Consider the following 24879-nt stretch of genomic DNA (forward strand, 5'->3'; position numbering starts at 1 on the left):
TCACGCTTATTGCTGCCCGTAGTAAGCATTTTCACCGTGCTTACGTAGGTAATGTTTGTCTGATAGCTCCGGCTGAATCTTAATGCCGCTGTTCAGCGAGCGTGTTGCCAATGCCATTGCCGACACTTCCTCTAACACCACCGCGTTATGTACGGCGTCTTTGGCATCTTTGCCCCAAGAGAAAGGCGCATGCCCCGCCACAATCACACTCGGTACTGCCATCGGGTCGATACGACGCTGGATAAACTCTTCGATGATCACCAAGCCAGTGTTCTTCTCATATTGATCAGCAATTTCGCTGTTCGAGAGCTTACGAGTACATGGGATATCACCGTAGAAGTAATCAGCGTGTGTCGTACCGAGAGCTGGAATATCAATGCCCGCCTGCGCCCAAATTGTTGCACTGCGAGAGTGGGTATGAACAATGCCACCGATGTCTGGGAATGCTTTGTAGAGCTCTAGGTGAGTAGCAGTATCACTTGAAGGATTCAGCTTGCCTTCAATGATGTTGCCCTCTAAATCCACTACCACCATGTCGTCAGCCGTCATGTCACTGTATTCAACACCTGAAGGTTTAATCGCTATCACGCCATTTTCACGGTCAAACTCAGAAACATTACCCCAGGTAAAAGTCACTAAGCCGTACTTAGGAAGCTGCAAGTTCGCTTCTAAAACACGTTGTTTCAATTGGCTATATTTGGACATATCGACTCCTTAAGCCGCTTCAGCTTGTGCGAGCGCCATATCAATCAGGTTCGCCACATCTTGCGGTGTTTTACATGCACGTAGTTTTGAGAAATCTTCATCAAACTCGATTAGGTTCGCGACCTGCATCGTGCCTTCGATGTGTTCTTCTGAATCTTTACCTGCCAAGGTAATCAGCACATCGACTGGCTCGTCTACATCATCAAATAGAATTGGGGTTTCTAAGACTGTTAATGCAAAGCCTGTTTTGATCACGCCATCTTCTGGGCGGCAGTGTGGTAGAGCAAATGCATCGTGAATACAGATGTATGGGCCTTCAGCCGAAATCGCTTTGATGATCGCGTCGTAGTAACGCTCTTCAGCCACACCAGCTTTAACTAGTGCATCAGTACCGATTTTGATAGCCGACTGCCAGTCGGTTGCTTTTGCATTAAGTTGGATTGAGTTGTTGCTAATCAGAGATTCTTTCAAGTTCATTGTTTTGCTCACTTAGTAATTTGTTATTAGTATTTTTATTAGCCCAGCAGCTTTGCCGCTGGGCTAATTCAATTATTTATGGAAGTTGTTTTCGATAAGTGAAATCAGCTCATCACCAAAGGTTTTCACCATGATCATGTTCTTCACTGCTAGCTGCTGTTTACCTTCTGGTAGGTTGGTAATCTTTTCAGCCAGCGCAACCGAAGTAACGATGATGTCGAATGAACCTAAGTGTGATTTGTAGTCTGTGATTGCACTGTTGAATGTGGTTGCTGGAACCCCTTTCTTATCTAAGAACTCTTTGATCTTCTTAGAACACATCATTGAAGAACCTTGACCAGAGCCACAGCACACGAGAATTCTTACTGGTTTCTGTTCAGTGGCGCTGCTCGCTTGTGGAGCCTCAGCCACCGCTTGAGATTTCACAGTCGTTTCTGATTTAGGCGTTTGAGAATTAGGCGCTTCAACCTCAACTTCTACGCCTTCTGGAGTTACTGCTGTCATGGTTTGCGCTTGTTGCGCTTCGCCGTCTTCTTCAGCACGCAGTGCTTTCGATGCGAAGTACATGTAAACACCCGCTAGTGCGACAACAACAAAGAAGAACATGCTAGAGCTAGAGATACCTTGCATGATTGGTGGGAATACGAGAGCCCAGTCAGCCATACCCATCCAGCCGTTAAACTCAGTGCCTGACTGCGCGAAGATGTGAATCGCCCAAGCTGAACCAACCACCTCGATGATGCCCATCACGAAACACATCTTCATCACCGCTTTCCAGCCACCGAAGTGGTTAGCGAACACACCAATCGTTGCGTTAGAGAAGAACATCGGAATGAAGCCAGGGATAATCATGATTGGCGCATCGAAAGCCAACATCGCCAATACTGCTGTGAATTGACCCACAGCACCCCAAAGGAAACCGAATACCATTGCGTTTGGTGAGTATGCGTAGATAGCCGCACAGTCAATCGCAAGAACCGCATTCGGGATTAGGCGTTGAGAAATACCGTTGAACGCTTCAGAAAGCTCAGCAACGAACATACGTACACCGGTTACGATAACTTGAATCGCTACTGCGAATTTCAGACCCGTTTCGAAGATGTAGATAAGCCAGTGCGTGCTACCCGCCATCTCTTGAAGGTTATCAAGACCGAAAGAGAGAAGAATGATGCCGAAGAATGCCGTCATGACTAACGTAGTCGCAGCAATACTGTCGTGGAAGATGTGTAGCCATTTCGGTAGGTTAATGTGGTCTACACTGTCGTTCTTATCACCTAACTTCGGAGCAACTTTCGTTGCAACCCAAGATGCAAACTGCTGTTGGTGACCGATAGAGAAGCCAGCTCCGCCTGTCACTTCTTGTGTAGGCTTGAACATGATGTTGGAAGAGATGCCCCAGTATAGAGCCATCAAAATTGCAGAGTAGATGATGGTTTCCCACATACCTGCGCCAAGCACGAAGTAGAAAACAGCAATCAAGCCAGCTTGTTGGAACATAATGTGTCCCGTAAGCATGATAGTGCGGATACCTGTAACTCTGCGGAAGGCAACCAATAGAATGTTGATGCCCAGTGCCATAAGGACTGCGTATCCAACCCAAGAGTAATTGTCACCCATGGTTTCCATGGTGGCCATCATGGAGGTGTAAGGGTCGATTACCGAGCCTGTCAGTCCATGTATTTCACTCATCTTTTCGATAACAGGTTTAAAACCTGCTACCAACGTTCCCGCCCCCACTTGAACAATCATAAAACCAACTATGGTTTTGATTGAACCGGAGATAACGGTTGTTGCGTCACGTTTGAGAAGGATGTAACCGAGACAAGTTACGATACCAAGCAGCAAAGGTGCTTTGGTCATAACCTGACTGTAAAAAATATAGAAGATATCGTATAAGAACTCCATATCTTTACCCCTGATATAATTTGTATTTTTAATGGTTTGTAGGTTTCAGTGATGTCTTGCTTTTGCTCACGAGACAAACTTTAACAATCAAAAGTAATCATTCAATGCTCATTTATGATTACTTTGATTTATATCAATTATCCACTTCAATAATATGGTTAATTGAGCTTCGGATCACATCAAAAAATAAAAAACACAACAAAAACAATGAGTTAAATAAGCATGTGATTAAAGTCTGATTTTACTTATCTGGATATTTGACAATCACGAACGTGATTATTAGAATCAAAACAAATCAAAAGTAATCATAAAGTTGTCACAAAGACAAATAGAGTGATAAATATGAATGAAGTGCAAAGACACAACGGCATCCTGTCGTTACTGGAAGAAATGCAGACGATTAACGTCTCTCATATTATTGATAATTTTAGTGTTTCACCGGCTACAGCTAGACGTGATATCGCAAAATTAGACGAGCTAGGCAGACTTCGAAAGGTACGAAATGGCGCCGAAAGAATAGAAAACCAAAAGAGAAAGTGGTCACCGCTCAATATCAACAGTACTGAGTTTTATGAAGAGAAAGCTCAAATAGCGCATGCCGCTGCCGAGCTTTGTCAGGCGGGTGACACCGTCGTCATAAACTGTGGTTCAACCGCGTTCCTACTGGGTCAGCAGCTGTGCGGGGATGATGTTCAGATCGTGACAAACTATTTCCCACTCGCTAGCTACTTGATCAACGAAGATCATGACGACGTGATCATCATTGGTGGCCAGTACAACAAGGCACAGAACATCTTTTTAAACCCAGCACCAAACTCATTGGGTGGCTATGCAGGTAACTGGATGTTTACGTCTGGTAAAGGGCTAACTGATGCGGGTCTCTATAAAGCCGACATGCTAACCGCCGTTGCCGAGCAACAGATGTTGGAACAAGTCGATAAGTTAGTCGTTGTGGTAGACAGCTCTAAAGTTGGACAAAGGACCGGAATGCTGTTTTGCGATACTAAGCAAATAGACATCGTAATCACCGGTAAAGATGCCAACCCAGACGTGGTTAAAAAGATTGAAGCTCAAGGGACGCAGGTCATCTTAGTGTAAATCTAATGGGCTAACCCGCCCTCAAATAATAATAAATTTCAGCTCAGTGCCTTAGTCCAAATTAAGGCGCTCGGCTCCCTACATCCAAAATTAATCAAATTATTGAAATAAAAGGTATTATCATGAGCAATGTAAACGAAATCACTCGCGAATCTTGGATCCTAAATACATTCCCTGAGTGGGGCACATGGTTAAATGAAGAGATTGAACAAACTGTAGTTGAACCAGGCACATTCTCTATGTGGTGGCTTGGCTGTACAGGTATCTGGTTAAAATCTGAAGAAGGTGCAAACCTATCAATGGACTTCTGGTGTGGTACTGGTAAGAAGACACAAGCGGTTCAAAAAATGAAAAACCAACACCAAATGATGCGTATGGGTGGTGTTGAAGCACTTCAACCAAACCTACGTACTGCTATCTTCCCGCTAGACCCATTTGCGATTAAAGAAATTGATGCAGTAATGGCATCGCATGACCATGGCGACCACATCGATATCAACGTTGCGGCAGCAGTTCTACAAAACTGTGGCGATCACGTGAAATTCATTGGTCCTAAAGCGTGTGTTGATTTATGGATGAAATGGGGTGTGCCAGAAGATCGTTGTGTTGTTGCTAAAGTTGGTGACGAGATTCGCATTAAAGACGTAAACATCAAGGTTCTAGACGCATTCGACCGTACAGCGCTTGTCACTCTTCCAGAAGGTACGTCTTCTATCGATAAAGACATTCTGGATGGCATGGATGATCGCGCAGTGAACTACTTGGTAGAAACAACTGGCGGCTCTGTTTACCACTCTGGTGACTCTCACTACTCGAACTACTACGCGAAGCACGGTAACGACCACAAAATCGATGTAGCGCTGCTTTCTTACGGTGAGAACCCACGTGGCGTGACTGACAAAATGACGTCTTCAGATATTCTTCGTGCTGCTGAGTCTCTAAACTGTGAAGTAGTGGTTCCATTCCACCATGATATTTGGGCTAACTTCCAAAACGACCCACGTGAAATCGAAATACTATGGAATATGAAGAAAGAGCGTCTTCAATACGGCTTCGCACCTTTCTTCTGGCAAGTGGGTGGTAAGTACACTTACCCAACAGACAAAGGTCGCATGCACTATCAGCACTTCCGTGGCTTTGCTGACATCTTCAAGAATGATCCAGAACTGCCTTACCGCGCATTCCTGTAATCATTAACCTCACTCAATAAGGGAGCACTTTGCTCCCTTTTTTAATATTCAAATAAGGAAGTTGGTATGTTGCTACGTGAATTCAAAGAGCACTTTGAGCGAGGCGACCTAGATGAAGCAGTTGGCGTAATATCCCCAGAGAAGAGTGGCTATTACCTTTTAGTAAAGAGCAGAAAATGGGGCGTACAAAGCTTCCTTGAATCAGGAAAAGCCGCCAAACCTAGAGTATTTAAAACGCAATACGCCTTGATGAATGCCGCTCAATCGATTGGGTTCCAGTGCTCTGATATTCATATTCACGCTTTGTAATAGGATTAATCTTGCGCTCTAAGCACCTTCACAATACGAACCGCAAAGAAAATCACTAGGCTCGTGACATAGATCTTGCCAACCCAAAACCCCAGATTAATAAGCTGATTTTCCTGCTCAATTAAAACTTGGTACTCGGCATTTGAGAGGTAAGGGTCATCAAAAGGAGCAACGCTCGCTCCCCAAAACATCCAAACAAACCAAACCATAACGCCAATGACCAGAAACATCGCTAGTAATGAGAGTTGTTTAAGAGCATCGAGCAGTGTTTGCGTATTAAACAACCATTGAGCTTTTTTCACTTTATGTCCTCTATCGTGGGGGAAACACTTGAAACGAGACGACTAGAGTCTCAAGTTCCACTTGCCTTGGTGGTCACGGTCGCAGTTTTCTTGAGTGTCGTAACTGATGTGTTTATCAGCATTCTTTAGTTTAATTCCAACCTGATTGAATGCATTTTGAATGACCGTAGCGACTTCCTGTTGGCCTCCACTCTCTAAGAAATGGGTTCTATCTTGATTGGTATCGAATACACCAACGATTTTCAGGCTCTGAGGAAAAGAAGAGAAGTTGACCGTATGAGTCACCCACAGAAAACCATCGTAGCTTTTCAACGTATCTTCACAAACGTCGGTGAGTGCGTCTCTGATTTGGTTTTCAATTTTCTTATCCGATTTGCGCATGAAGCAACGTTCCTATTTAACACCTTAAAATATAAGGCTTTTACAACTCACATTTGTTAAGCCGTATTGGACACTGCGGCTGTTTGAATTGCAAAGTATTTATAGGAAATCAAAAGGGAAAATATTTGGGGGAATATGTGAGAAAAAACGACCCACGTTGATTAGCAAAGCTATACAGCAAGGTAATCAAGCATGAGTCGTACATACAAGTCTGAGGGTTAAACGCTCGCTGCTTGTTCCCAATCCGTCAGCAACTTCATGATTGTGTGTGAGTTTTGGTGAGTTGCCATTGGCGCTGCAAGTCCCTTGTTACCTTGCTCAACCGCTTGGCGGATATTGCGCACTTGATAATGGAAGCCATCGCCTTGCGCTTCAACTTTCACTTCACGCTTCGACGTTTCGTAGATCTCAACCGTGAATCTGTTTTCTTCAGTCGGTAACCATGGGTTGCTATCGAGCGTGATACAGCCTTTGCTACCTAGAATCGTAAAACCATGCTTTAGCCCATGGTCTTCTGCAGTGTGGATTTGAGCGGTAAAGCTATCATTGAAGCGCATCATCGCTGACGATTCGCAGATATTACCATCGTGACCGCGTCGACCGATTGCAGAGATCTGTAGGTTTTCAAACACACTCTCGCCAAACTGGTGCTGTGCGACAGAGTGAATCAGAGACATCGGGTAACAACCTAGATTGTACAATGCGCCTTTACTTTCTGGATTCACAAACTGATCAATCGCCGCGATGTATGACGCTTGAATCGAACGTACTTCACCAATATCGCCACTTGCTAGCTCTTTATGAAGCGAAGCGATAAGAGGATGGTTTAGATACATCAAACCTTCAGCAAAAAATACATCCGCGTCTTTAACAGCCTTTAACGCCGCGTCTGTTTTCTCCATATCAACCGACAACGATTTTTCACACAGAATCGCTTTGCCTTTTTGAGCGGCTTTAATCACGTAATCATGGTGAACGTGGTTTGGTAGCGCAATGTAGATGATATCAACCGACTCATCTTCGATTAGAGCGTCATAGCTATTAAAAGTGACGGCTGGCTGATATTGCGCAGCAAACTCGTTCAGTGTTTTCTCTGTACGCCCTGCAACTGCGTACAACTCACTTTGAGCATCACCTTTGATTGCATCAGCCATGACACCCGAAATAAAGCTAGTACCTAGGATTCCCCATTTCATCGCTTACTTCTCCTGCTTCTGAGTTTCAAATGCTTGTACCAGTTCAGTCATATCGGCCTGAATAAAGGCCTGCGTATGAGGCATACCAAAGTGTTGATTGATCGCTTCACGATCAGCGTACTGCTCAAGCAGGATAACTCTATCACTCTGCTTTTCATCATAGGTTGCAATCGCTTGTAAGCAACCCGGTTCACTCTGCATGTCTAAACAGAACTGCTCAATCGCTTCGATGGCTACAGCACGCTCAATGTTTGGCTTTATTCTTAGTTCAGCCGTTACGAAGATAGGATTCGTCATTTTCATCTTTCCACAGTTTTAGATCCTCACCAATATAATTACCCCTTAATAATTGATAAACTCACGTTTCGTTTATTATTTGTAAACTAAGAGTGTTTAATAAGGTTTTATCATGGACAAACTGACTAGCATGAAAGTGTTCGCTTATGTGGTTGAGCACGGCAGCTTCCGACGCGCCGCGAACCACTTTGCCCTCTCGGCAACCATGATCAGCAAACATATTCACTCGTTAGAAGCCGGCCTGAATACCCAGCTGCTTCATCGCACTACACGCAAACAGTCTTTAACCGACTCGGGCAAGCTCTATTACCGCGAGTGTAAACGGATACTGGAAGATATCAGTAACGCAGAAAACCTGATTCAGACACTCGAAAACAAGCCGCAAGGAACGGTGAAAATTAACAGCCCTATCACTTATGGAAAGAAGGTGTTAGCTCCCATCATTGCCAAGTTCTTAAGCCTGCACCCAAGTATTAACGTTGAACTGATGCTCAACAATGACCTCGTTGATCCTTACTCTTCGGACATCGATTTGATTGTGCGTATTGGGGAGCTCACCGACTCTAGTTTGGTTGCTCGTCATCTGGGCGATTATGAGATGATTTATGCCGTTTCCCCCTGCTATTTAAACAACCATCCTAAGATTGAATCGGTCGATGACTTAACTAACCACCCATCTTTAGGTTTCAGTTACTCTAGCCGCGGTGATAGCCAAACTAAGCAGACTGCAATTCACTCTGGAACCTCAGACCACGTTCGATTGCATTCAAATAACGGGGATGTACTTCGCTATGCGGCTTTGCAAGGTGTCGGCGTGTTACTTCAACCTAGAATTTTGGTTGAAGAGGAGTTAGAAAAAGGAACATTGAAAGAGATTTTGCCAGGATGCGCGCCCAAACCGAAACCGGTTCACCTGCTGTACAAGACTAAGCAACTCTCTTTGAAAAATAGAACTTTTGTCGATTTTTTGCTGAGCGAGCTAAACCTAACCTAATAGAGCCTTTAAGCGCTGTGTTAAAACATCACGAACCGCCTGTGGCGTAGACTGATGAACAACGCAATGTGAGCATTGATTAAACGCCATGAAGTGCTTCAGCTCCTGTACTAAGGCTTCAACAAACGACTCAAGCTGTTTAACCTTACTTTCGAGCACTAGGTTGTTGATGTGTAAACACCCTTGTTTACGGTCGACTTTACAATCCATGCGAGCTACCAACTCACCCTGCCACAGCAAAGGCAAGCTAAAATAGCCATATTGACGCTTGGCCTCTGGGACATAACATTCGATCAGATAGTCAAAGTTGAACAGGGCATTCATTCGCTTTCTTTGAATCAGAAGATTATCAAAGGGCGATAAAATTTTGAGCTTACCTCGGCTCAATGGTCGCTTGAGCAGATCGAGTGAATGTGGAAGTAAATAGTAAGTTTGCTGATCAATAGCAACCTCTAACACCTCCCCCTCCTCCAGCATCTGCTGTAACACTTGGTTAAGCAGCGGCTTGACGTTCTTCAGTAGGTAACTCATTTCCGAAACAAGCCCCACTCCATTCGCCTGTAAAAATTGGACGATCAGATAACGAGCGTATTCGTGCTCGCTGGGCACGCTGGTATCAATGTGGCTAGGAACTACGCGCTCGGTTAAATCATACACCTTGTGAAACTTAACCCGCTTAGGCACCATCAAGTCGCCCTGCATAAACAAGGTTTCCAACGCTTGTTTGGCAGGTTTACCGCCCCATCCACCTTTGTTAGCCCGTTCACCCTCAAAGTCTTTGGCCATTAACGGACCTTCTTGCTCAATTCGTTTGAGCACATCGTCCATCAAGCTTTGATCTTTCTTATACCAGTGTTTCAGCTGTCCTGTTTTAAAGCCGTTTTTACGATACAGGCTGTAGCGATAATCACGCATTGGTAGATAAGCGGCAGCGTGCGACCAATACTCAAAGACCTGCTTTTGTTCGAGCAGTACATCAAGATCTTTAGGTTGATAGCGAGCATTTCGATTCCAAAGCGTATGGTGATGAGCACGCTGGACCACTGAAATAGTGTCAATTTGGATATAACCAAGCTGCTCAAGAGCTGACAAAGTGACTGCTTTTGAGGGCTGTTTAACCTGCTTAGGCGGCAACAGTTGAGAGTGCAGAATAATTTTTCGAGCTTGGGCGAGAGACAGCGAATCCATAAAGATCCTGAGAATAACGAAGGGAATAAAAATAGCCTATCGATTCATATGTTTGCTGTAAAACGACGTAGTCACAAAACAGCAAACACTTTCAATAGGCTGTGCAGATGGTTATGACTCTTGTTCTAGCTCTTCGAGTAAGATCTGTTTATACGTTTCTACCGTTTGTGCACCAGTCACAGCGCTGGTTCGGTTGATCACAACCGTAGGAACAGAAGAGATACCTAATCTTTGCCATTGGAACTCTTGCGCCTCTACTTGCTCGATGTAAGAGGCCTGACTCAAGCGCTCAAGCGCTTTTTCTGCGTCTAGACCAACTTGTTCTAACTCGCCTTTCACCACATTGAGATCAGAAAGGTCTTTCTGTTCGCTAAAGTGTGCAGTGAAGAAACGCAGTTTAAGGTCGGTTTGTTTGCCATGCTCATTAGCATATTCAAGCAATACGTGAAGGTGACGAGAATTTACCATTCTCATCTCATCGTAAAAATCGAATGTAAAGCCGACCTCTTTACCACGTTCAGCGATATTTAGACGATTTTGCTGACTCTGCTCCGCACTGATTTGGTATTTACGCATCAGATGCTCACGAAGGTTTTCACCCTCTTGTGGCATGTCTGGGTTTAGCTCAAAAGGCTGCCAAGTAAGCCCAACCTTCTGTTCTAGTCCAAGCTCTTGAATCGCCTTTTCCAAATTCTTGTAACCAACCACGCACCAAGGACACATGACATCGGAAACTACATCTAACTGGATTTTATTACTCATCGTTTTTCACTTAGTACTCTACGTACAGTTATGCTGGTCGAGATAATATAGATAATTATGAACAGTCGTTCAACCATAAATTAGTTCTAGCTTATATACATCGAGTTACCTTGAAAGTACCTTAACTACTCTTGGCTTTCTGGCCTTCCTTGAATCAAACTCCCCCCAGTTTGATGCACACCTTTAGTGTCATCGGGGTTGTAAAGTTTGCATTTCTCCATCGATAAACAACCACAATAGATACAGCCACTTAACTCACTTTGCAGTGTTTTTAAGCTTTGAATCTTTGCTTCTAACTGCTTATGCCAATCCAGAGCAAGTTGCTCCCACTCCTCTTTCTTAGGTGCTCGATGAGTGGGCAGCGTTGCTAGCGCATCAATGATCTCTTGTAGAGACAAGCCGATATTTTGCGCTGCTTTGATTACTGCAATTCTTCTTAGAATTTGTCGATCAAACTGGCGACGATTCCCTTGATCTCGAGTACTGGTGATAAGTCCTTTCTGCTCATAGAAGTGTAGCGTTGGCACACTTACACCAGCTCGCTTAGCCACCTGCCCTACTGTCATATGCATAAACTTTCTCCTAAAAGCCGTTGACCTCAAGTTAACTTTAGGATTTAGAGTAGCCCAAAACGAACACAATTACATGGACAGAGTATGAAAAGTAAAACCCCACCCTACCTCGCAGGACGATTCTTTGATGGCATTAGTTCTGGCCTCTTTATGTTGGCACTACCTTGGTTAATGCTCAGCCAGCCCGGTCAAGGTGAATTCGTCGCACTCACGGCACTGGCTTGTACCCTCACTACTTTCTGTTCAACACCCTATTTCTCAGCTTTGATCGACAGACATTCACGCAAAAACATCTTAGTATGGATGCAGGTCATTCAGTTTATGACCGCATTTTTAGTCGCTTTCATCTACGCTATCGGTTGGGGAAGTTTATGGGTTTTAGGGGCAGCACAACTGGTCTTTTGGGTATCGAGTAACTTAGCTTGGCACACCAATAATGCGTTTACACAGGAAAACTATGACCAAACGGAGTATGCGAAGATCTCAAGTTATCAAGAGGTTGTAATGCAGTCGACGACGCTAGGCGCTGGCGCTCTGGGGGTGATTCTGCTGGAACAGTGGAGCATTATTGAGTTTGGGTTATTTGCAGGCGTTGCCTCTTTGTTAGCCACCTTTAGTTACCTGCTAACCCCTTACCAACGCCGTATAAAATCATCAGTACGCACACCGTTCAAACAACAACTGATTGAGATAAAAACACTCGTTGTTCAATCACCCTCATTCTTTGCCTTTTTAATGGCGTCGTGTCTCTCTTATCCGGTACTTACTTTTCTAAGTCGTCTGGTTCCAATCTGGTTCTCTGAAATCGACATCACTGGTGATTGGTTAGCCCTATACAACATAGCTTTAGGAGTGGGAGCTTTGGTGATTGGTTTATTGATACCTAAAATCCTCAAAATGGCTTCTCATCAAACCGTCATGCAACTGTCGATGCTTATCATGGGCTTAACCTTAGTCGCCATTGGCCAGCTCAGCGATCCGATTTACATCATTGCACTAACCCTTGCACTAGGGGCGTTCAATGCTCTCAATCGAATCGCGAGGACTAACTGGATGCACCATTCCGTAAACATGGCCCATCGAGGACGTGTTGATGGTGGCTTAACCTTATTCGCCACTATGACGCAAAGCTTGAGCTACGTGCTGATCGCCTTCTTAGCCTCAGCTGATGCGATTGTGTACGGGTTTGTAATTATGGGCATCATTGTATTAACCGCAGCGCTTTGGATGACACAGCTCGTTAAGCAGATTAGCCCAGAGTGCACCTTGTCGAATCAATGTGTTTAAGGTCTATAAGGAAGACGCAATAAAAAACCAGCTCATATGGGGAGCTGGTTTTCGATGTACAAATAGGAGTTTGATGGATTAGCTAAGAAGCTTTTCTATTACTTGGAAAACACCCGCTTCTTTATTGCTTGGCGCACTGAAACGCGCAATCTCTTTCAATTGTGGATGCGCATTATCCATCGCATATGAGTGGTAGCTCTCTTTTAGCATCTCGTAATCGTTGAGGTAATCACCAAAGCTCATCGTCTGTTCGTATGTGAAGCCCAAAGTATTCTGTAGATGTTTGATCGCCGCACCTTTTGAGGCTTCCGCATTCATTACATCCAACCAAATTTTAGCACTGACGACGACTTGAAAATCTTCACCAAACTTCTCGTTAATAGAGGGATTCACAAACTCTTGCGAGCCACCGAAATGACAAATCGCAACTTTGATGAATTCATCGTCAACCGCCAGTAGATCATCCACCAGCTCGCAACGGTGGTAGTATTTTGCGAATTCAGTCGTAGCCTGCTCGTCTTGCGTTTCAATATAAGCAGATTTCTTACCGCAAAGAACCAAATGAGCGCCGTCAATCTTGCGCGCCTCTTTGATGATCGCTTGAATTGATGCTTTATCGATCGTGCAGCTATAAAGCTCTTCGCCTTTATGCATCACTAGTGTGCCGTTTTCAGCAACAAACATCATGCGATCTTTAATCGGCGCAAAGGTCTCCATCAGGCTGTAGTACTGGCGACCAGAAGCAGCAGCAAACATAATATCTTGCGTTTCTAGCTTCTCATACAGGTCAAAAAATGCAGGATCGAGCTTACCGTGCTCATTGAGTAGAGTGCCGTCCATATCAGCAGCGATAAATTTAATGTTGTGGTGTGGCATCTTCAAAACTTACCTTAAAATTATTGTCATCTACTCGCCATGGCGAGCCAAGAGCGAGAGTATATCCCAACAAGGAGCTCTATTTCTTGTCCTAAACACGCCTTTCTTTCTGTACCAGAATCAGTACCCAGCCAGCATCAACCAAGTTTTATGGTAATGATCTTTGTCTGCTTCCAACCTTTCAAACTCGCTTCTGACAATCAGACCTTCTAAAAACACCATCATCATTTCTGAGCGAACATCGTCGTTTGATGATGCACTAATCACCTGATCAAGAAGGCTTTTTATCCAAGTTTTATGTTGTTGAGATAAGTGTGCAATCTCGCTTTCTGACTCCTTAAACTCAGCCAGAGCGTGCATGAACATACAGCCCTTAAAATCGTTTTGTGCGAACCAGTTGAAATGCCAGTCCAACAGTGAAGATAGCTTTTCTTGCGAACTCTGAGCTTCAGCTATACAGGCCACTAAACTCTCTTCAAATCTCTGATGACGCCTTGCCAATACCGATTCAATGAGTTTGGTTTTAGAACCAAAATGACGATACATAGAAGTCTTTGAAACACCTGCTTCGTCACGAATCATATCGACGCCCACCGCAGTATAACCAAGCCGATTAAACAAAGACTCAGCCACATCCAAAATCAGATCTTTTTTGCTCATTATTTTCAATCCGTTAGTAACTTTTGAAGACACCGCCTGAAATCCGCGATTGCAAGAAGTGTACAGATCTGTATCATCCAAATCAAACAGTACAGATCTGTACACGTCAAAGTATCAAACTATCCTAGTCGAGGAGATGAGTATGAGAAGTCGATTATCAGGTGGAGGCGCGCTACCACCCAAAGCTGACGCAATGCAAAAGTTAAAAGGATTTGTCGGTGGAACTGCAGGAATTTTAGTGTTGTCTCTGCTTGCGGATTATTCAGGCATACCTTGGTTAATGGCGCCATTTGGGGCCACGTGTGTACTGCTATTTGCCGTGCCCACTTCGCCGCTAGCGCAACCGAGAAACATCGTACTCGGCCACTTCATTTCGGCCGCCGTAGGATTATCTGCTCTATTTGCATTTGGTGATTCATACATCGTCATGGCGATCGCAGTCGGAACTGCCATCATGTTGATGCAACACTTCCGAGCGGTTCATCCACCAGCGGGAGCTAACCCTATTGTTATAGCGCTCGCTGGCACCGCCAATATTGATTGGACATTTCTGATCACGCCGGTATTAAGTGGCAGTTTGGCTCTTGTTTTTATTGGTACTCTGTTAAACAACAGCAATAAAAACCAAGCATGGCCACTCTATTGGCTCGGAGATAAAAACTAATAAATACATGATAGATATAGAAAAATAATAATCAGATAACGGTTAATGTGCGAGTTAGAAAAGATAAATTTGACCGACTCAGTAAATCGGCTTACTATTAATCGTCTTTTAACGATTAGTAGTAAGCGAAACATCACCATGACAGCACAATGCGAAGCGAAGGGTAACTGCGGTATGCTACCACCTGGTAACAGTGAAGCGGAACAAGAGATGGCAGCCCTAGCCAAAGCACTTGCTCATCCTGCAAGAATACGTATTTTGAGTATTCTCTCTGCTTTAGAGAAGGCCGGTGGTTGTTTGAATAGTGACTTGGTTAGCGAATTGGGTCTTGCTCAATCGACGGTTTCTGAGCACCTAAGAATTCTGAAAGCCAGCGGTTTTATTACAGCGGAATCCATCCCACCTAAGATGTGTTACCGCATTGACCGCGACAATATTCAGCGCTTTGAATCTATCTTTAATAGCATATTGAAGTAACAGCCATTATTGGCTAGAAAACAACGATCACACTAAGTGACAGACCGAAAATGGTCTGTTCCCATTAGTGTGTTTTTTTGCCTTAATCAATCGCCTTTCGACGATTAGCGATAAAAATAGAGAGAATAGTATGAAACCGAAGTTGAGTTTTCTAGATCGCTACTTAACACTCTGGATCTTCATCGCCATGGGACTGGGTGTCCTTCTGGGTATTATGTTTCCACAAATTGAACAGTGGAACGAATCGATGTCAGTAGGCAGCACCAATATTCCATTGGCCATTGGTTTGATCCTAATGATGTATCCGCCACTGGCTAAGGTAAATTACAGCCTATTAGGCACCGTGGTTAAAGATAAACAAGCGATCAAACTGTCACTCATCATGAACTGGATCGTTGGTCCAATCTTGATGTTTGTTCTCGCAATTACATTCTTGGGTGACCACCTAGGTTACATGGTCGGCGTTATCCTAATCGGCCTTGCTCGCTGTGTAGCAATGGTGTTGGTTTGGAATGATATCGGTGGCGGTAACAAAGAGTACGGTGCGGCTTTGGTTGCTCTCAACAGCGCTTTCCAAGTTGTGAGCTACAGCTTTATGGCTTGGCTGTTCATCAGCGTATTGCCACCTGTGTTTGGTTACGAAGGCATGATGGTTGATATCTCTATGATTGATATCGCCCATAGTGTATTGATCTACTTGGGTATCCCGTTCTTGGCAGGCTTCCTAAGCCGTAAGATCTTGGTTTCGATGAAAGGTGAACAGTGGTACACAGAGGTGTTCATCCCACGCATTTCTCCAATGACTTTGATTGCCCTATTGGCAACCATTGTTCTGATGTTCAGCCTGAAAGGTGAGATGATTGTTGAACTGCCAATGGATGTACTGTTAATCGCGATTCCGCTGACAATTTACTTCACAGTGATGTTCTTTATCAGCTTCTTTATTGGTAAAAAGATGGGCATCGATTACGACAAGAACGCATCGATCGCTTTCACAGCAACGGGTAATAACTTTGAGTTAGCGATTGCGGTATCTATCGCGGTGTTCGGCATTAACTCTGACCAAGCATTCGCAGGCGTTATTGGCCCACTAATCGAAGTACCAGTTCTGATTTACCTAGTAAACGTCGCTCTGAAAATGAAAGACAAGTATTACTCAGGTCAAACAGTAAAAACGCTTAACTAGTGTAAGCGTATACAATCACTGTTGATACCGAAACCAAAGGCTCATTCCGAAAGGTATGAGCCTTTTTGATTTTTAAACATCATTGAACAGCTGCACAAACATTTAATCGAGCAAACTCTTTAAACCATGCTCCAACCACTTAAGCGCAGGCCCTTTGTTTTTGGTCTTCGACAAAATCAGATCCACTGGAGGCGACCAAGTTTTATGATCAAAGGCGATGTTAATTTCCACCAGCTGCTTCTTAGCTACTTCGTCCCTAACAAGGTGCTCTGGTAGGTATGCCCAGCCAATATCACTGCCCAACAACATCTCTTTAATCACGATAAAACTGTTCGACCACCACACTTTCCCAGCAATCAAAGGGAACTGATCCATCAGCTTGCCCTTATCTCCTCTCAACATTAGCTGTCGATGGGGAAGCAAGTCAGGCAACTTCGCTTCTGGAACACAAGCAAGGGGATGATTGGGATGGCAGACCGCCACAAACGGCAGATGACCAATAAAACAGGGCTCGGAGCCAACATCAAACGTCAAGTCAGTGAACATTAAACCGATATCCGCTTTCTCTTGCTGTACAAACGGGTTCACCTCTGTGGTGGTGCAAGCGATCAACTCAACCTCTGTGGCAGGGAAATGCGCGCTGAACTCTTTCAGTATCGGTGACAAATTCGGGACTAGCAGTGAATCGTCGAGCGCCAATCTAATTAGCCCCTCTTGTTCGTCATTAATGGCATTGACCATCACATTCAAATCTTCGACCTGCATAATGATCGCTTTCACTTGCTTGTATATCTGCTCACCTTCACGAGTGAGTGTCGGTTTTCGAGTTGAACGATCAAATAGCGTGGTATTGAAATCGATTTCCAGATTACTAATACCTTGGCTTACGGCAGATTGGACTTTCCCTAGCCTTCGCGCACTTGCTGAAAATGAACCCAGTTCTACCGCATAAGCGAACATTTTGAGTTGTTCTATATTGTACATACCACCTGCCTTTTATCATCATTAGTGATAGTTACTATCTTTTTATTATCAACATAATCGATATTATTGCCACCATTGAAGGGGACAAATGCCCAACTGAATAGAAAAGAGAGAACAACATGTCACATAAAGAACGAATCTTACACATGGTGCTATTTGAGCTAGTTGCATTAGTTTTAATGGCAGGGCTTGCCACCTACATTACTGGTAACGGCGCTGGGGAAATGGCAGGGTTAGCGCTTGCGATGTCGCTAATTGCCATGGCTTGGAACTATGTCTACAACTACGGCTACGACAAAATCTTTGGAGCGGACAGAACAAAACGAACCAAGAAAACGCGCGTATTACACGGGTTTGGCTTTGAGCTTGGGTTAATGACCGTGACGCTACCAGTGTTGATGTGGGTACTTAAACTCGACTTTCTAACCGTGCTTATCATGGATATTGGCTTAGTTGTTTTCTTCGTGGTGTATGCGATTGGCTTTAACTGGGCTTACGATTCAGCCCGTGATCTTCTGGTCAGCAAAGGCAAAGTAAAAGCATTGGCATAAGGATAAAGATAAGGGAAAGGATCTAGGTGAAACAAAAGCGGTCGTAAAAAGGAGATAAGTACGACTGCTTTCCTCAAACGATACATCGTTACTGCAATTCGATTCTTGACTACGAACTTCGAAAATAAAAAAGTAACAACAATAAAACAAGCCACACGACCACATCACATTTAGAAAGTCCAGTTTCAGTACCAGAGACTCTTGCGCGCAATTTAAACAACCGTTTGATTACATTTCGGTCATCAAGGCAGTAACGTCACAAAATCAAACTCTCGGCTTGTCGTACCAGTTGTGCATTGCAGCGCATACGAGTAGTTTTAGCTCGAAGTGAATGTTCGCAACTGTCATCAAAACAACCATCGAAATACCCACTCCTCTTTCATATGAGTTTCATTTGTGATCAAAGTTGCGCTAATTAACAATAAAACTGCGTTTCATTAACAAATTCATGCTCAAACGCTCATTTTTAATGTTCGTTTGTTTTCGGGTTCGCAAATATATGCACAATACACGTGCTAGACAAGCAAACTAACAAGGACTCGAACAATGACAATAAAAAAACACCCCTCTTTATTCGGCGAATGCTTAGCAGAATTTATAGGGACAGGACTACTTATTTTCTTCGGTGTAGGCTGTGTAGCTGCACTCGTACTAACTGGCGCAGCATTTGGCCAATGGGAGATCAGTATTGTATGGGGCTTCGGCGTGACTATCGCAATTTACTGTACTGCTGGCGTATCTGGTGCACACATTAACCCTGCGGTGACTATCGCACTGGCTATGTTCCACGGATTTGATAAGGCGAAGGTTGTGCCTTACATCATCTCTCAAATGCTTGGCGCATTCTGCTCAGCAGCGCTGGTATACACTCTTTACAGCAACTTGTTTACTGACTATGAAATCGCGAATAACTTCGTACGTAGCAGCCAAGACGCTCTTGCAACAGCTGGTATTTTCTCGACTTACCCACACGCTTCCCTCTCTTTCTTTGGCGCTTTTGCTGTGGAATTTGTGATTACAGCTGTTCTAATGTTTGCCATTCTTGCGCTTGGCGATGAAAACAACGGTGCGTCTCGCGGTGCAATGAACCCACTGCTTATCGGTATTCTGATTGCTGTAATTGGTGGCTCTTTAGGTCCACTAACAGGTTTCGCGATGAACCCAGCGCGTGACTTTGGTCCTAAGCTATTCGCTTACTTTGCAGGTTGGGACTACGCTCTGAGCGGTGCTCGCGACATCCCTTACTTTATTGTTCCAATTCTTGCTCCAATTGCTGGTGCGTGTTTTGGTGGCTGGTTATACCCGAAAGCCATCGCTGCATACCTACCTGCAACGGGCCAAGGTTGTACTATTCCGAATCAATGTGAAACAGAAGAAGAAGCTGAACAAGCTCGTGCTTAACCCCTAAGCCTTCCAACATTTACTAAAATATAGATAACGAAATAAAAAGGATTCTTACCATGACCGAGCAAAAATATATTGTAGCGCTAGACCAAGGCACAACAAGCTCTCGCGCTGTTATCCTCGACCATGATGCGAACATTGTTAGCTCTTCTCAACGAGAGTTTACTCAAATCTATCCAAAAGCAGGCTGGGTAGAGCACGACCCGATGGAGATTTGGGCAACGCAAAGCTCAACTCTGGTTGAAGCACTAGCGAAAGCAGGCATCCGCAGTGACGAACTTGCTGGTATCGGTATCACCAACCAACGTGAAACAACGATTGTTTGGAACAAAGAAACAGGCAAACCTGTTTACAACGCAATTGTATGGCAATGTCGTCGTACCGCTGATATCTGTGAAGACCTAAAAGCGCGTGGCCTAGAAGATTACGTACGTGACAATACAGGTTTAGTCCTTGACCCGTACTTCTCAGGTACCAAAGTTAAATGGATTCTAGACAACGTTGAAGGCGCTCGCGAAGACGCTGAAGCTGGTAAGCTACTGTTCGGTACTGTCGATACATGGCTAGTTTGGAAGATGACTCAAGGCCGCGTTCACGTAACGGATTACACAAACGCATCACGTACTATGCTGTTTAACATCAACGATCTATGTTGGGACAGCAAGCTACTAGACGAAATGGGTATCCCAGCATCAATGATGCCTGATGTGAAACGCTCTTCTGAGGTTTACGGCCAAACTAACTTGGGTGGTAAAGGCGGTACTCGTATCCCAATCGCAGGTATTGCGGGTGACCAACAAGCAGCACTTTACGGTCAAATGTGTGTAGAAGCGGGGCAAGCGAAGAACACCTACGGTACGGGTTGTTTCCTTCTAATGAACACAGGCCAAGAGAAAGTAACATCGAAAAACGGCCTACTAACGACACTAGCATGTGGCCCTAAAGGCGAACCAGCTTACGCACTGGAAGGTGCGGTATTCATGGGTGGCGCATCAATTCAATGGCTACGTGACGAAATGAAGCTTCTGGCTGATGCGAAAGACTCTGAGTACTTCGCAACAAAAGTAGATACGTCAAATGGTGTTTACGTTGTTCCTGCATTTACTGGTCTAGGCGCACCATACTGGGATGCTTACGCTCGCGGTACTATTGTTGGTCTAACTCGTGGTGTTAACTCCAACCACATCATTCGTGCAACATTGGAAGGCATCGCTTACCAAACTCGCGACGTACTAGACGCAATGCAAGCGGATTCTGGCATCAAACTAGCAAACCTACGTGTTGATGGCGGCGCGGTAGCGAACAACTTCTTAATGCAGTTCCAATCTGACGTTCTGGATACAGAAGTTCACCGTCCTGAAGTAACCGAAGTAACAGCCCTAGGTGCAGCTTACCTTGCTGGTCTTGCGGTTGGCTTCTGGGACAGCATCGATGAGCTTCAAGACAAAGCCGTTCTTGATCGCACATTCGAACCGCACCATGACGAAGAGAAGCGTAACCGTCGCTACAAAGGCTGGAAACGTGCAATCAAGTGTGCACAAGTATGGTCTGAGCTTCACGACGATGAAGAAAACGAAGATTAATTCGTTATAAATCGGGTGTAATTTAACCAAAATCATCAAACGAAACTCAAAAGAGCACGCCTGTCGTGCTCTTTTTGCGTTTTAGCCCCGATAACTCAGTATAGAAACTTCTCACATCGCGCCAATTCGCGCACAATAGAGCGAGTATATATTTTCGAAATTGGTGTTCTAGAGCAAGATCTAGGCACATGGGAGCAGTAAGTGAAGCAGATACCAAGGCACCAGCAGATTGTCGATCTGGTGAAAACACAGGGATACGTCAGCACAGACGAACTCGTTGAGAAGTTTGATGTAAGCCCACAAACCATTCGACGCGACCTCAATGAGCTCGCAGACAGCAACAAAATCCGCCGCTACCACGGTGGTGCCACTATCCCTTTAAGCTCAGAAAATACCTCTTACAACACGCGTAAGACACTCAATTTCAATGAAAAAGACGTCATTGCAGACGAGGTAGTCAAACACATTCCAGATGGCGCCACTCTATTTATTGATATTGGTACTACACCGGAAGCTGTCGCTCGTGCCCTCAATAAGAACCATAAACAGCTGCGTGTTGTGACGAACAATATCAATGTCGCAACTATCCTGCTGGCAAACCCTGAGATCAAAGTAATCCTAGCTGGCGGCGAAGTACGTAATAAAGATGGCGGAATCATGGGCGAAGCGACGCTCGATTTCGTGAAACAGTTCCGCCTAGACTTTGGCATCCTAGGTATCAGTGGCATTGACTTCGACGGCTCACTGCTCGATTTTGATTACCATGAAGTGCGAGTAAAACAGGCCATCATCGAAAACAGCCGTAGTATCTTCATTGCTGTCGACCACTCTAAGTTCGGCCGTAATGCGATGGTGAAGTTAGGCAATATTAATCAAGCACACATGGTTTTCACTAACCAGCAGCCGCCAGAAGAGATTCACACCATTCTTAAAGAAGCTGAAATTCCTCTAGAAGTGATTGAAACGCGCTCAGCCCCTTCAGAATAGGCATTGATTTCGCGAATCTATCATTAGCACTCAGATATGTTCGCTTACGCAAAAAACCAGTCTACACTTTAATCAATTGTTAATAAAAGCCTCTATTCGATATCGAATGGAGGTTTTTTTATGTTCAAATCACATTAAACGCGCATAAACGAAAATAAATAGTGACCAAAAACGAAAGTTAAAGTAGGATTTAATGAGTTTCAAAAATGCTCGTTCGCTCACCAAGAGGTCAAAATCATGAGTGCTCAACAACATAATACAAATAATGGTTCATCCTCCACTTTAGATTTGATCGTTATCGGTGGTGGTATTAATGGCGCAGGTATCGCAGCCGATGCAGCTGGACGCGGCCTAACGGTAGGCTTATACGAAGCTAGCGACTACGCATCAGCAACGTCATCGGCAAGTTCAAAACTCATTCACGGTGGCCTACGCTACCTAGAACACTACGAGTTTCGTTTAGTATCAGAAGCGCTAGCAGAACGTGAAGTTCTGTTAAGAAAAGCGCCACACATCGCGCAACCAATGCGCTTTCGTTTACCGCATCGCCCATTCTTGCGTCCAGCGTGGATGATTCGCTGTGGCCTATTCCTTTACGATAACTTGGGTAAACGAACTACGCTTCCAGCAAGTAAAACAGTCAACCTAGCGCAATCAGGCTTGCTGAAACCTGAAATGAAAGTCGGTTTCGAATACTCAGACTGTTGGGTCGATGATGCTCGAATGGTATTGCTGAATGTACTTGCGGCGAAAGAAAATGGCGCTGAAACCCGTAACTACTGTCGCGTAGAAGCAGCACGCAGAGAAGGCGGTGTATGGGTTGTAACGATTCGCGACGTAATGACAGATCAAACATTCGAACGTAAAGCGAAAGCCCTTGTGAATGCGGCGGGTCCTTGGGTGAAACAGTTCTTTGATGATGGTCTTGAACAGGAATCTCCACGTAATATTCGCCTGATCAAAGGTTCGCACATTGTCGTGCCACGTATTCACGATGAGCCTCAAGCGTATATTCTTCAAAACAAAGATAATCGAATCGTCTTCATGATCCCTTATCTAGATAAGTTCTCGATCATCGGTACAACAGATGTTGAGTACAAAGGCGATCCTCGCGAAGTTGCAATCTCGGATGATGAAGTCGACTACCTAATCGATATTGTTAACCAACACTTTGTTCAGCAACTAACTACCGAAGATGTGGTTTGGACATACAGTGGCGTGAGACCACTTTGTGATGACGAGTCTGACTCACCACAAGCGATCACGCGTGACTACACGCTAGAGCTTGATGCTGAACTTGATCAAGCACCACTGCTTTCAGTATTTGGTGGCAAGCTCACGACTTACCGTAAGCTTGGTGAAGCTGCATTGAAGAAACTAGAACCGTTCCTACCAAACATGGGACCAGCGTGGACAGCAACCGATACGCTACCAGGTGGTAACTTTAGCTGCAGTCGTGAACAATTGGCTGACATGATGAACTCTAAGTACCCTTGGGCTTCAAAAGGTCTACTGCTTCGTTACATCACGCAGTTTGGTACTCAGACTTGGGATCTACTCGCTGGTGCAACTTGTGAAGAAGATCTTGGTAAAAAGTTCTCGTCGGAAGCACATGGTGTTTACCAACGTGAAATCGACTACTTGATCACGCAAGAGATGTCTCAAACTTCAGAAGATATGTTATGGCGTCGTACCAAACTTGGCTTATACATGAGCGATGAAGAGCAACAAATGGTGACGGACTACTTAAAGACGACACTTGAGCAAAAAGTGGTGAGTTTTTCTCAAGTGAGCTAACAGCACCTAGCGAATTCGAGCAACCAAAAGCTTAGTCCTCCCCCGACTAAGCTTTTTTATTTTCAACGAAATCTAAAGAGTGTTTTCACCAGCCCGTTAATTATCACCATTTCAAAACCTTGCTATGCTTTATCTCAACGAAACCAAACACATAAACGCTTGCTCACTCAGCGTTTCAATAAGGAATAGATACCATGCAAAAAGTTATTCTGATTACAGGCGCTACTGATGGCATTGGCTTTGAAACAGCAAAAACACTGGTTGAACAAGGTCATCACGTTTTGTTGCACGGTCGCAATCCACAAAAATTAAAAGACGTTGAACAAAAGCTCGCGAACATTTCAGACACAGCAAAGATTGCAAGCTATGTGGCGGATTTATCGATATTGGCGGACGTGGAAGCCTTGGCGAGCAAGGTATTGGCAGAGCAGTCTAAACTCGACGTGCTGATTAATAATGCGGGTGTCTTCAACACGCCAAACCCAATCACTTCAGATGATTTGGATGTGCGCTTTGTGGTCAATGCTCTCGCACCATATCACTTAACCAAGCGACTACTACCACTGTTAGACAGCTCTAGCCGAGTGGTGAACCTATCTTCTGCAGCTCAAGCGCCGGTGAGTATTGATGCGCTAGAAGGTCGTAAACCACTGTCAGATGGAGAAGCCTATGCACAAAGTAAGCTCGCTATCACTATGTGGACTCGCGAAATGGCAACCGAGTTAGCAGACAATGGTCCAATGGTTGTGGCGGTGAACCCGGCATCACTACTTGGCAGTAAAATGGTAAAAGATGCCTACGGAATTGCGGGCGGTGACTTAAGCATTGGCTCGGGTATCTTGGTACGCGCATCGCTATCCGATGAGTTTGCGAACGCTCATGGCAAATATTTCGATAACGATAATGGAGTATTTGCAAACCCACATCCAGATGCCATTCATGGTAATAAATCGCAACTGGTGGTTGAGTCGATTGAACACACGCTTGCACAGAAGCTAGCTTAAGCGAATTACGAACAGCGAATACAATAAAGCCCGCTACGATGCG

General features: G+C 44.5%; 27 protein-coding genes. 14 read left to right on the forward strand and 13 right to left on the reverse strand.

Going from position 1 to position 24879, the window contains the following annotated elements:
* Positions 1 to 6: 6 nt before the first annotated feature.
* The 3 genes from FIV04_RS17565 to FIV04_RS17575 form a co-directional block, all read right to left on the reverse strand.
* Positions 7 to 705 carry an L-ribulose-5-phosphate 4-epimerase gene (locus FIV04_RS17565; RefSeq protein WP_152469916.1) on the reverse strand — a complete coding sequence of 233 codons (699 nt, stop codon included), beginning with the start codon at positions 703 to 705 and terminating at the stop codon, positions 7 to 9.
* Between the two features lie 9 nt (positions 706 to 714).
* The gene (locus tag FIV04_RS17570; protein ID WP_152469917.1) at positions 715 to 1182 is read right to left on the reverse strand and encodes a PTS sugar transporter subunit IIA; all 468 of its coding nucleotides are present in this window, start codon (positions 1180 to 1182) and stop codon (positions 715 to 717) included.
* Between the two features lie 72 nt (positions 1183 to 1254).
* On the reverse strand, positions 1255 to 3087 hold the full coding sequence (locus tag FIV04_RS17575) for a PTS ascorbate-specific subunit IIBC (protein WP_152469918.1): 1833 nt from the start codon (positions 3085 to 3087) through the stop codon (positions 1255 to 1257).
* Positions 3088 to 3429: 342 nt separating this feature from the next.
* Here FIV04_RS17575 and ulaR point away from each other — a divergent pair, with 342 nt between their 5' ends.
* From ulaR to FIV04_RS17590, 3 genes are all read left to right on the forward strand, one after another.
* A complete protein-coding gene (gene ulaR / locus FIV04_RS17580) occupies positions 3430 to 4185 on the forward strand; it encodes an HTH-type transcriptional regulator UlaR (RefSeq protein ID WP_152469919.1) in 756 nt (251 codons plus the stop codon).
* A 122-nt stretch (positions 4186 to 4307) separates the two neighbouring features.
* A complete protein-coding gene (ulaG, locus tag FIV04_RS17585) occupies positions 4308 to 5375 on the forward strand; it encodes an L-ascorbate 6-phosphate lactonase (protein WP_152469920.1) in 1068 nt (355 codons plus the stop codon).
* Positions 5376 to 5441: 66 nt separating this feature from the next.
* On the forward strand, positions 5442 to 5684 hold the full coding sequence (locus FIV04_RS17590) for a hypothetical protein (protein ID WP_152469921.1): 243 nt from the start codon (positions 5442 to 5444) through the stop codon (positions 5682 to 5684).
* A gap of 5 nt (positions 5685 to 5689) precedes the next feature.
* Here FIV04_RS17590 and FIV04_RS27180 read toward each other — a convergent pair whose 3' ends face one another.
* The 4 genes from FIV04_RS27180 to FIV04_RS17610 all read right to left on the reverse strand — a co-directional run bounded on the left by FIV04_RS27180 (position 5690) and on the right by FIV04_RS17610 (position 7860).
* Positions 5690 to 5986, reverse strand: a complete 297-nt coding sequence (locus FIV04_RS27180) for a hypothetical protein (RefSeq protein ID WP_253895514.1) — start codon at positions 5984 to 5986, stop codon at positions 5690 to 5692.
* Positions 5987 to 6028: 42 nt separating this feature from the next.
* On the reverse strand, positions 6029 to 6367 hold the full coding sequence (locus FIV04_RS17600; RefSeq protein WP_152469922.1) for a Fis family transcriptional regulator: 339 nt from the start codon (positions 6365 to 6367) through the stop codon (positions 6029 to 6031).
* A 218-nt stretch (positions 6368 to 6585) separates the two neighbouring features.
* On the reverse strand, positions 6586 to 7563 hold the full coding sequence (locus FIV04_RS17605) for a Gfo/Idh/MocA family protein (protein ID WP_152469923.1): 978 nt from the start codon (positions 7561 to 7563) through the stop codon (positions 6586 to 6588).
* A 3-nt stretch (positions 7564 to 7566) separates the two neighbouring features.
* On the reverse strand, positions 7567 to 7860 hold the full coding sequence (locus FIV04_RS17610) for a putative quinol monooxygenase (RefSeq protein WP_152469924.1): 294 nt from the start codon (positions 7858 to 7860) through the stop codon (positions 7567 to 7569).
* Between the two features lie 112 nt (positions 7861 to 7972).
* On the opposite strand from FIV04_RS17610, the gene FIV04_RS17615 reads away from it, so the two are divergent.
* Positions 7973 to 8854, forward strand: coding sequence for a LysR substrate-binding domain-containing protein (locus FIV04_RS17615; protein WP_152469925.1), 882 nt, complete (start codon positions 7973 to 7975; stop codon positions 8852 to 8854).
* Here FIV04_RS17615 and FIV04_RS17620 read toward each other — a convergent pair.
* From FIV04_RS17620 to soxR, 3 genes are all read right to left on the reverse strand, one after another.
* A complete protein-coding gene (locus tag FIV04_RS17620; protein ID WP_152469926.1) occupies positions 8846 to 10042 on the reverse strand; it encodes a winged helix-turn-helix domain-containing protein in 1197 nt (398 codons plus the stop codon). The genes FIV04_RS17615 and FIV04_RS17620 overlap by 9 nt on opposite strands.
* Positions 10043 to 10153: 111 nt before the next feature.
* Entirely contained in the window at positions 10154 to 10804 is a 651-nt protein-coding gene (locus tag FIV04_RS17625; RefSeq protein ID WP_152469927.1) for a DsbA family oxidoreductase, read from the reverse strand.
* Between the two features lie 125 nt (positions 10805 to 10929).
* On the reverse strand, positions 10930 to 11376 hold the full coding sequence (gene soxR, locus FIV04_RS17630; protein ID WP_152469928.1) for a redox-sensitive transcriptional activator SoxR: 447 nt from the start codon (positions 11374 to 11376) through the stop codon (positions 10930 to 10932).
* A gap of 84 nt (positions 11377 to 11460) precedes the next feature.
* Between soxR and FIV04_RS17635 the strand changes: the two genes are divergently transcribed.
* Positions 11461 to 12663: an MFS transporter gene (locus tag FIV04_RS17635; protein WP_152469929.1), complete on the forward strand. Its 1203-nt coding sequence runs from the start codon at positions 11461 to 11463 to the stop codon at positions 12661 to 12663.
* Between the two features lie 78 nt (positions 12664 to 12741).
* On the opposite strand, the gene FIV04_RS17640 is transcribed toward FIV04_RS17635, so the two are convergent.
* Both FIV04_RS17640 and FIV04_RS17645 read right to left on the reverse strand, forming a co-directional pair.
* Entirely contained in the window at positions 12742 to 13539 is a 798-nt protein-coding gene (locus FIV04_RS17640) for a Cof-type HAD-IIB family hydrolase (RefSeq protein ID WP_152469930.1), read from the reverse strand.
* Between the two features lie 120 nt (positions 13540 to 13659).
* Positions 13660 to 14199, reverse strand: coding sequence for a TetR/AcrR family transcriptional regulator (locus FIV04_RS17645; RefSeq protein ID WP_152469931.1), 540 nt, complete (start codon positions 14197 to 14199; stop codon positions 13660 to 13662).
* Between the two features lie 142 nt (positions 14200 to 14341).
* Between FIV04_RS17645 and FIV04_RS17650 the strand changes: the two genes are divergently transcribed.
* From FIV04_RS17650 to arsB, 3 genes are all read left to right on the forward strand, one after another.
* Positions 14342 to 14863, forward strand: coding sequence for an HPP family protein (locus FIV04_RS17650; RefSeq protein WP_152469932.1), 522 nt, complete (start codon positions 14342 to 14344; stop codon positions 14861 to 14863).
* 138 nt (positions 14864 to 15001) lie between these two features.
* Complete coding sequence (locus FIV04_RS17655) at positions 15002 to 15340, forward strand: helix-turn-helix transcriptional regulator (protein ID WP_152469933.1); 339 nt, start codon at positions 15002 to 15004, stop codon at positions 15338 to 15340.
* 130 nt (positions 15341 to 15470) lie between these two features.
* Positions 15471 to 16526, forward strand: a complete 1056-nt coding sequence (gene arsB, locus FIV04_RS17660; RefSeq protein ID WP_152469934.1) for an ACR3 family arsenite efflux transporter — start codon at positions 15471 to 15473, stop codon at positions 16524 to 16526.
* A 102-nt stretch (positions 16527 to 16628) separates the two neighbouring features.
* On the opposite strand, the gene FIV04_RS17665 is transcribed toward arsB, so the two are convergent.
* On the reverse strand, positions 16629 to 17510 hold the full coding sequence (locus FIV04_RS17665) for a LysR family transcriptional regulator (protein ID WP_152469935.1): 882 nt from the start codon (positions 17508 to 17510) through the stop codon (positions 16629 to 16631).
* A gap of 119 nt (positions 17511 to 17629) precedes the next feature.
* Between FIV04_RS17665 and FIV04_RS17670 the strand changes: the two genes are divergently transcribed.
* The 6 genes from FIV04_RS17670 to FIV04_RS17695 all read left to right on the forward strand — a co-directional run bounded on the left by FIV04_RS17670 (position 17630) and on the right by FIV04_RS17695 (position 24836).
* Positions 17630 to 18061, forward strand: coding sequence for a PACE efflux transporter (locus FIV04_RS17670; protein ID WP_152469936.1), 432 nt, complete (start codon positions 17630 to 17632; stop codon positions 18059 to 18061).
* 546 nt (positions 18062 to 18607) lie between these two features.
* Positions 18608 to 19462 (forward strand): MIP/aquaporin family protein, encoded by an 855-nt coding sequence (locus FIV04_RS17675; protein WP_150869894.1) that lies wholly within the window; start codon positions 18608 to 18610, stop codon positions 19460 to 19462.
* A gap of 59 nt (positions 19463 to 19521) precedes the next feature.
* Positions 19522 to 21048, forward strand: coding sequence for a glycerol kinase GlpK (gene glpK / locus FIV04_RS17680; RefSeq protein ID WP_152469937.1), 1527 nt, complete (start codon positions 19522 to 19524; stop codon positions 21046 to 21048).
* Positions 21049 to 21249: 201 nt separating this feature from the next.
* Complete coding sequence (locus FIV04_RS17685) at positions 21250 to 22035, forward strand: DeoR/GlpR family transcriptional regulator (protein ID WP_032550593.1); 786 nt, start codon at positions 21250 to 21252, stop codon at positions 22033 to 22035.
* A 237-nt stretch (positions 22036 to 22272) separates the two neighbouring features.
* Positions 22273 to 23832 (forward strand): glycerol-3-phosphate dehydrogenase, encoded by a 1560-nt coding sequence (gene glpD, locus FIV04_RS17690; protein ID WP_152469938.1) that lies wholly within the window; start codon positions 22273 to 22275, stop codon positions 23830 to 23832.
* Between the two features lie 194 nt (positions 23833 to 24026).
* Positions 24027 to 24836, forward strand: coding sequence for an SDR family NAD(P)-dependent oxidoreductase (locus FIV04_RS17695; protein WP_152469939.1), 810 nt, complete (start codon positions 24027 to 24029; stop codon positions 24834 to 24836).
* Positions 24837 to 24879 lie beyond the last annotated feature (43 nt).

Origin of the sequence: Vibrio sp. THAF190c (genome assembly GCF_009363355.1) — a bacterium.
Lineage (GTDB): Bacteria > Pseudomonadota > Gammaproteobacteria > Enterobacterales > Vibrionaceae > Vibrio > Vibrio fortis_A.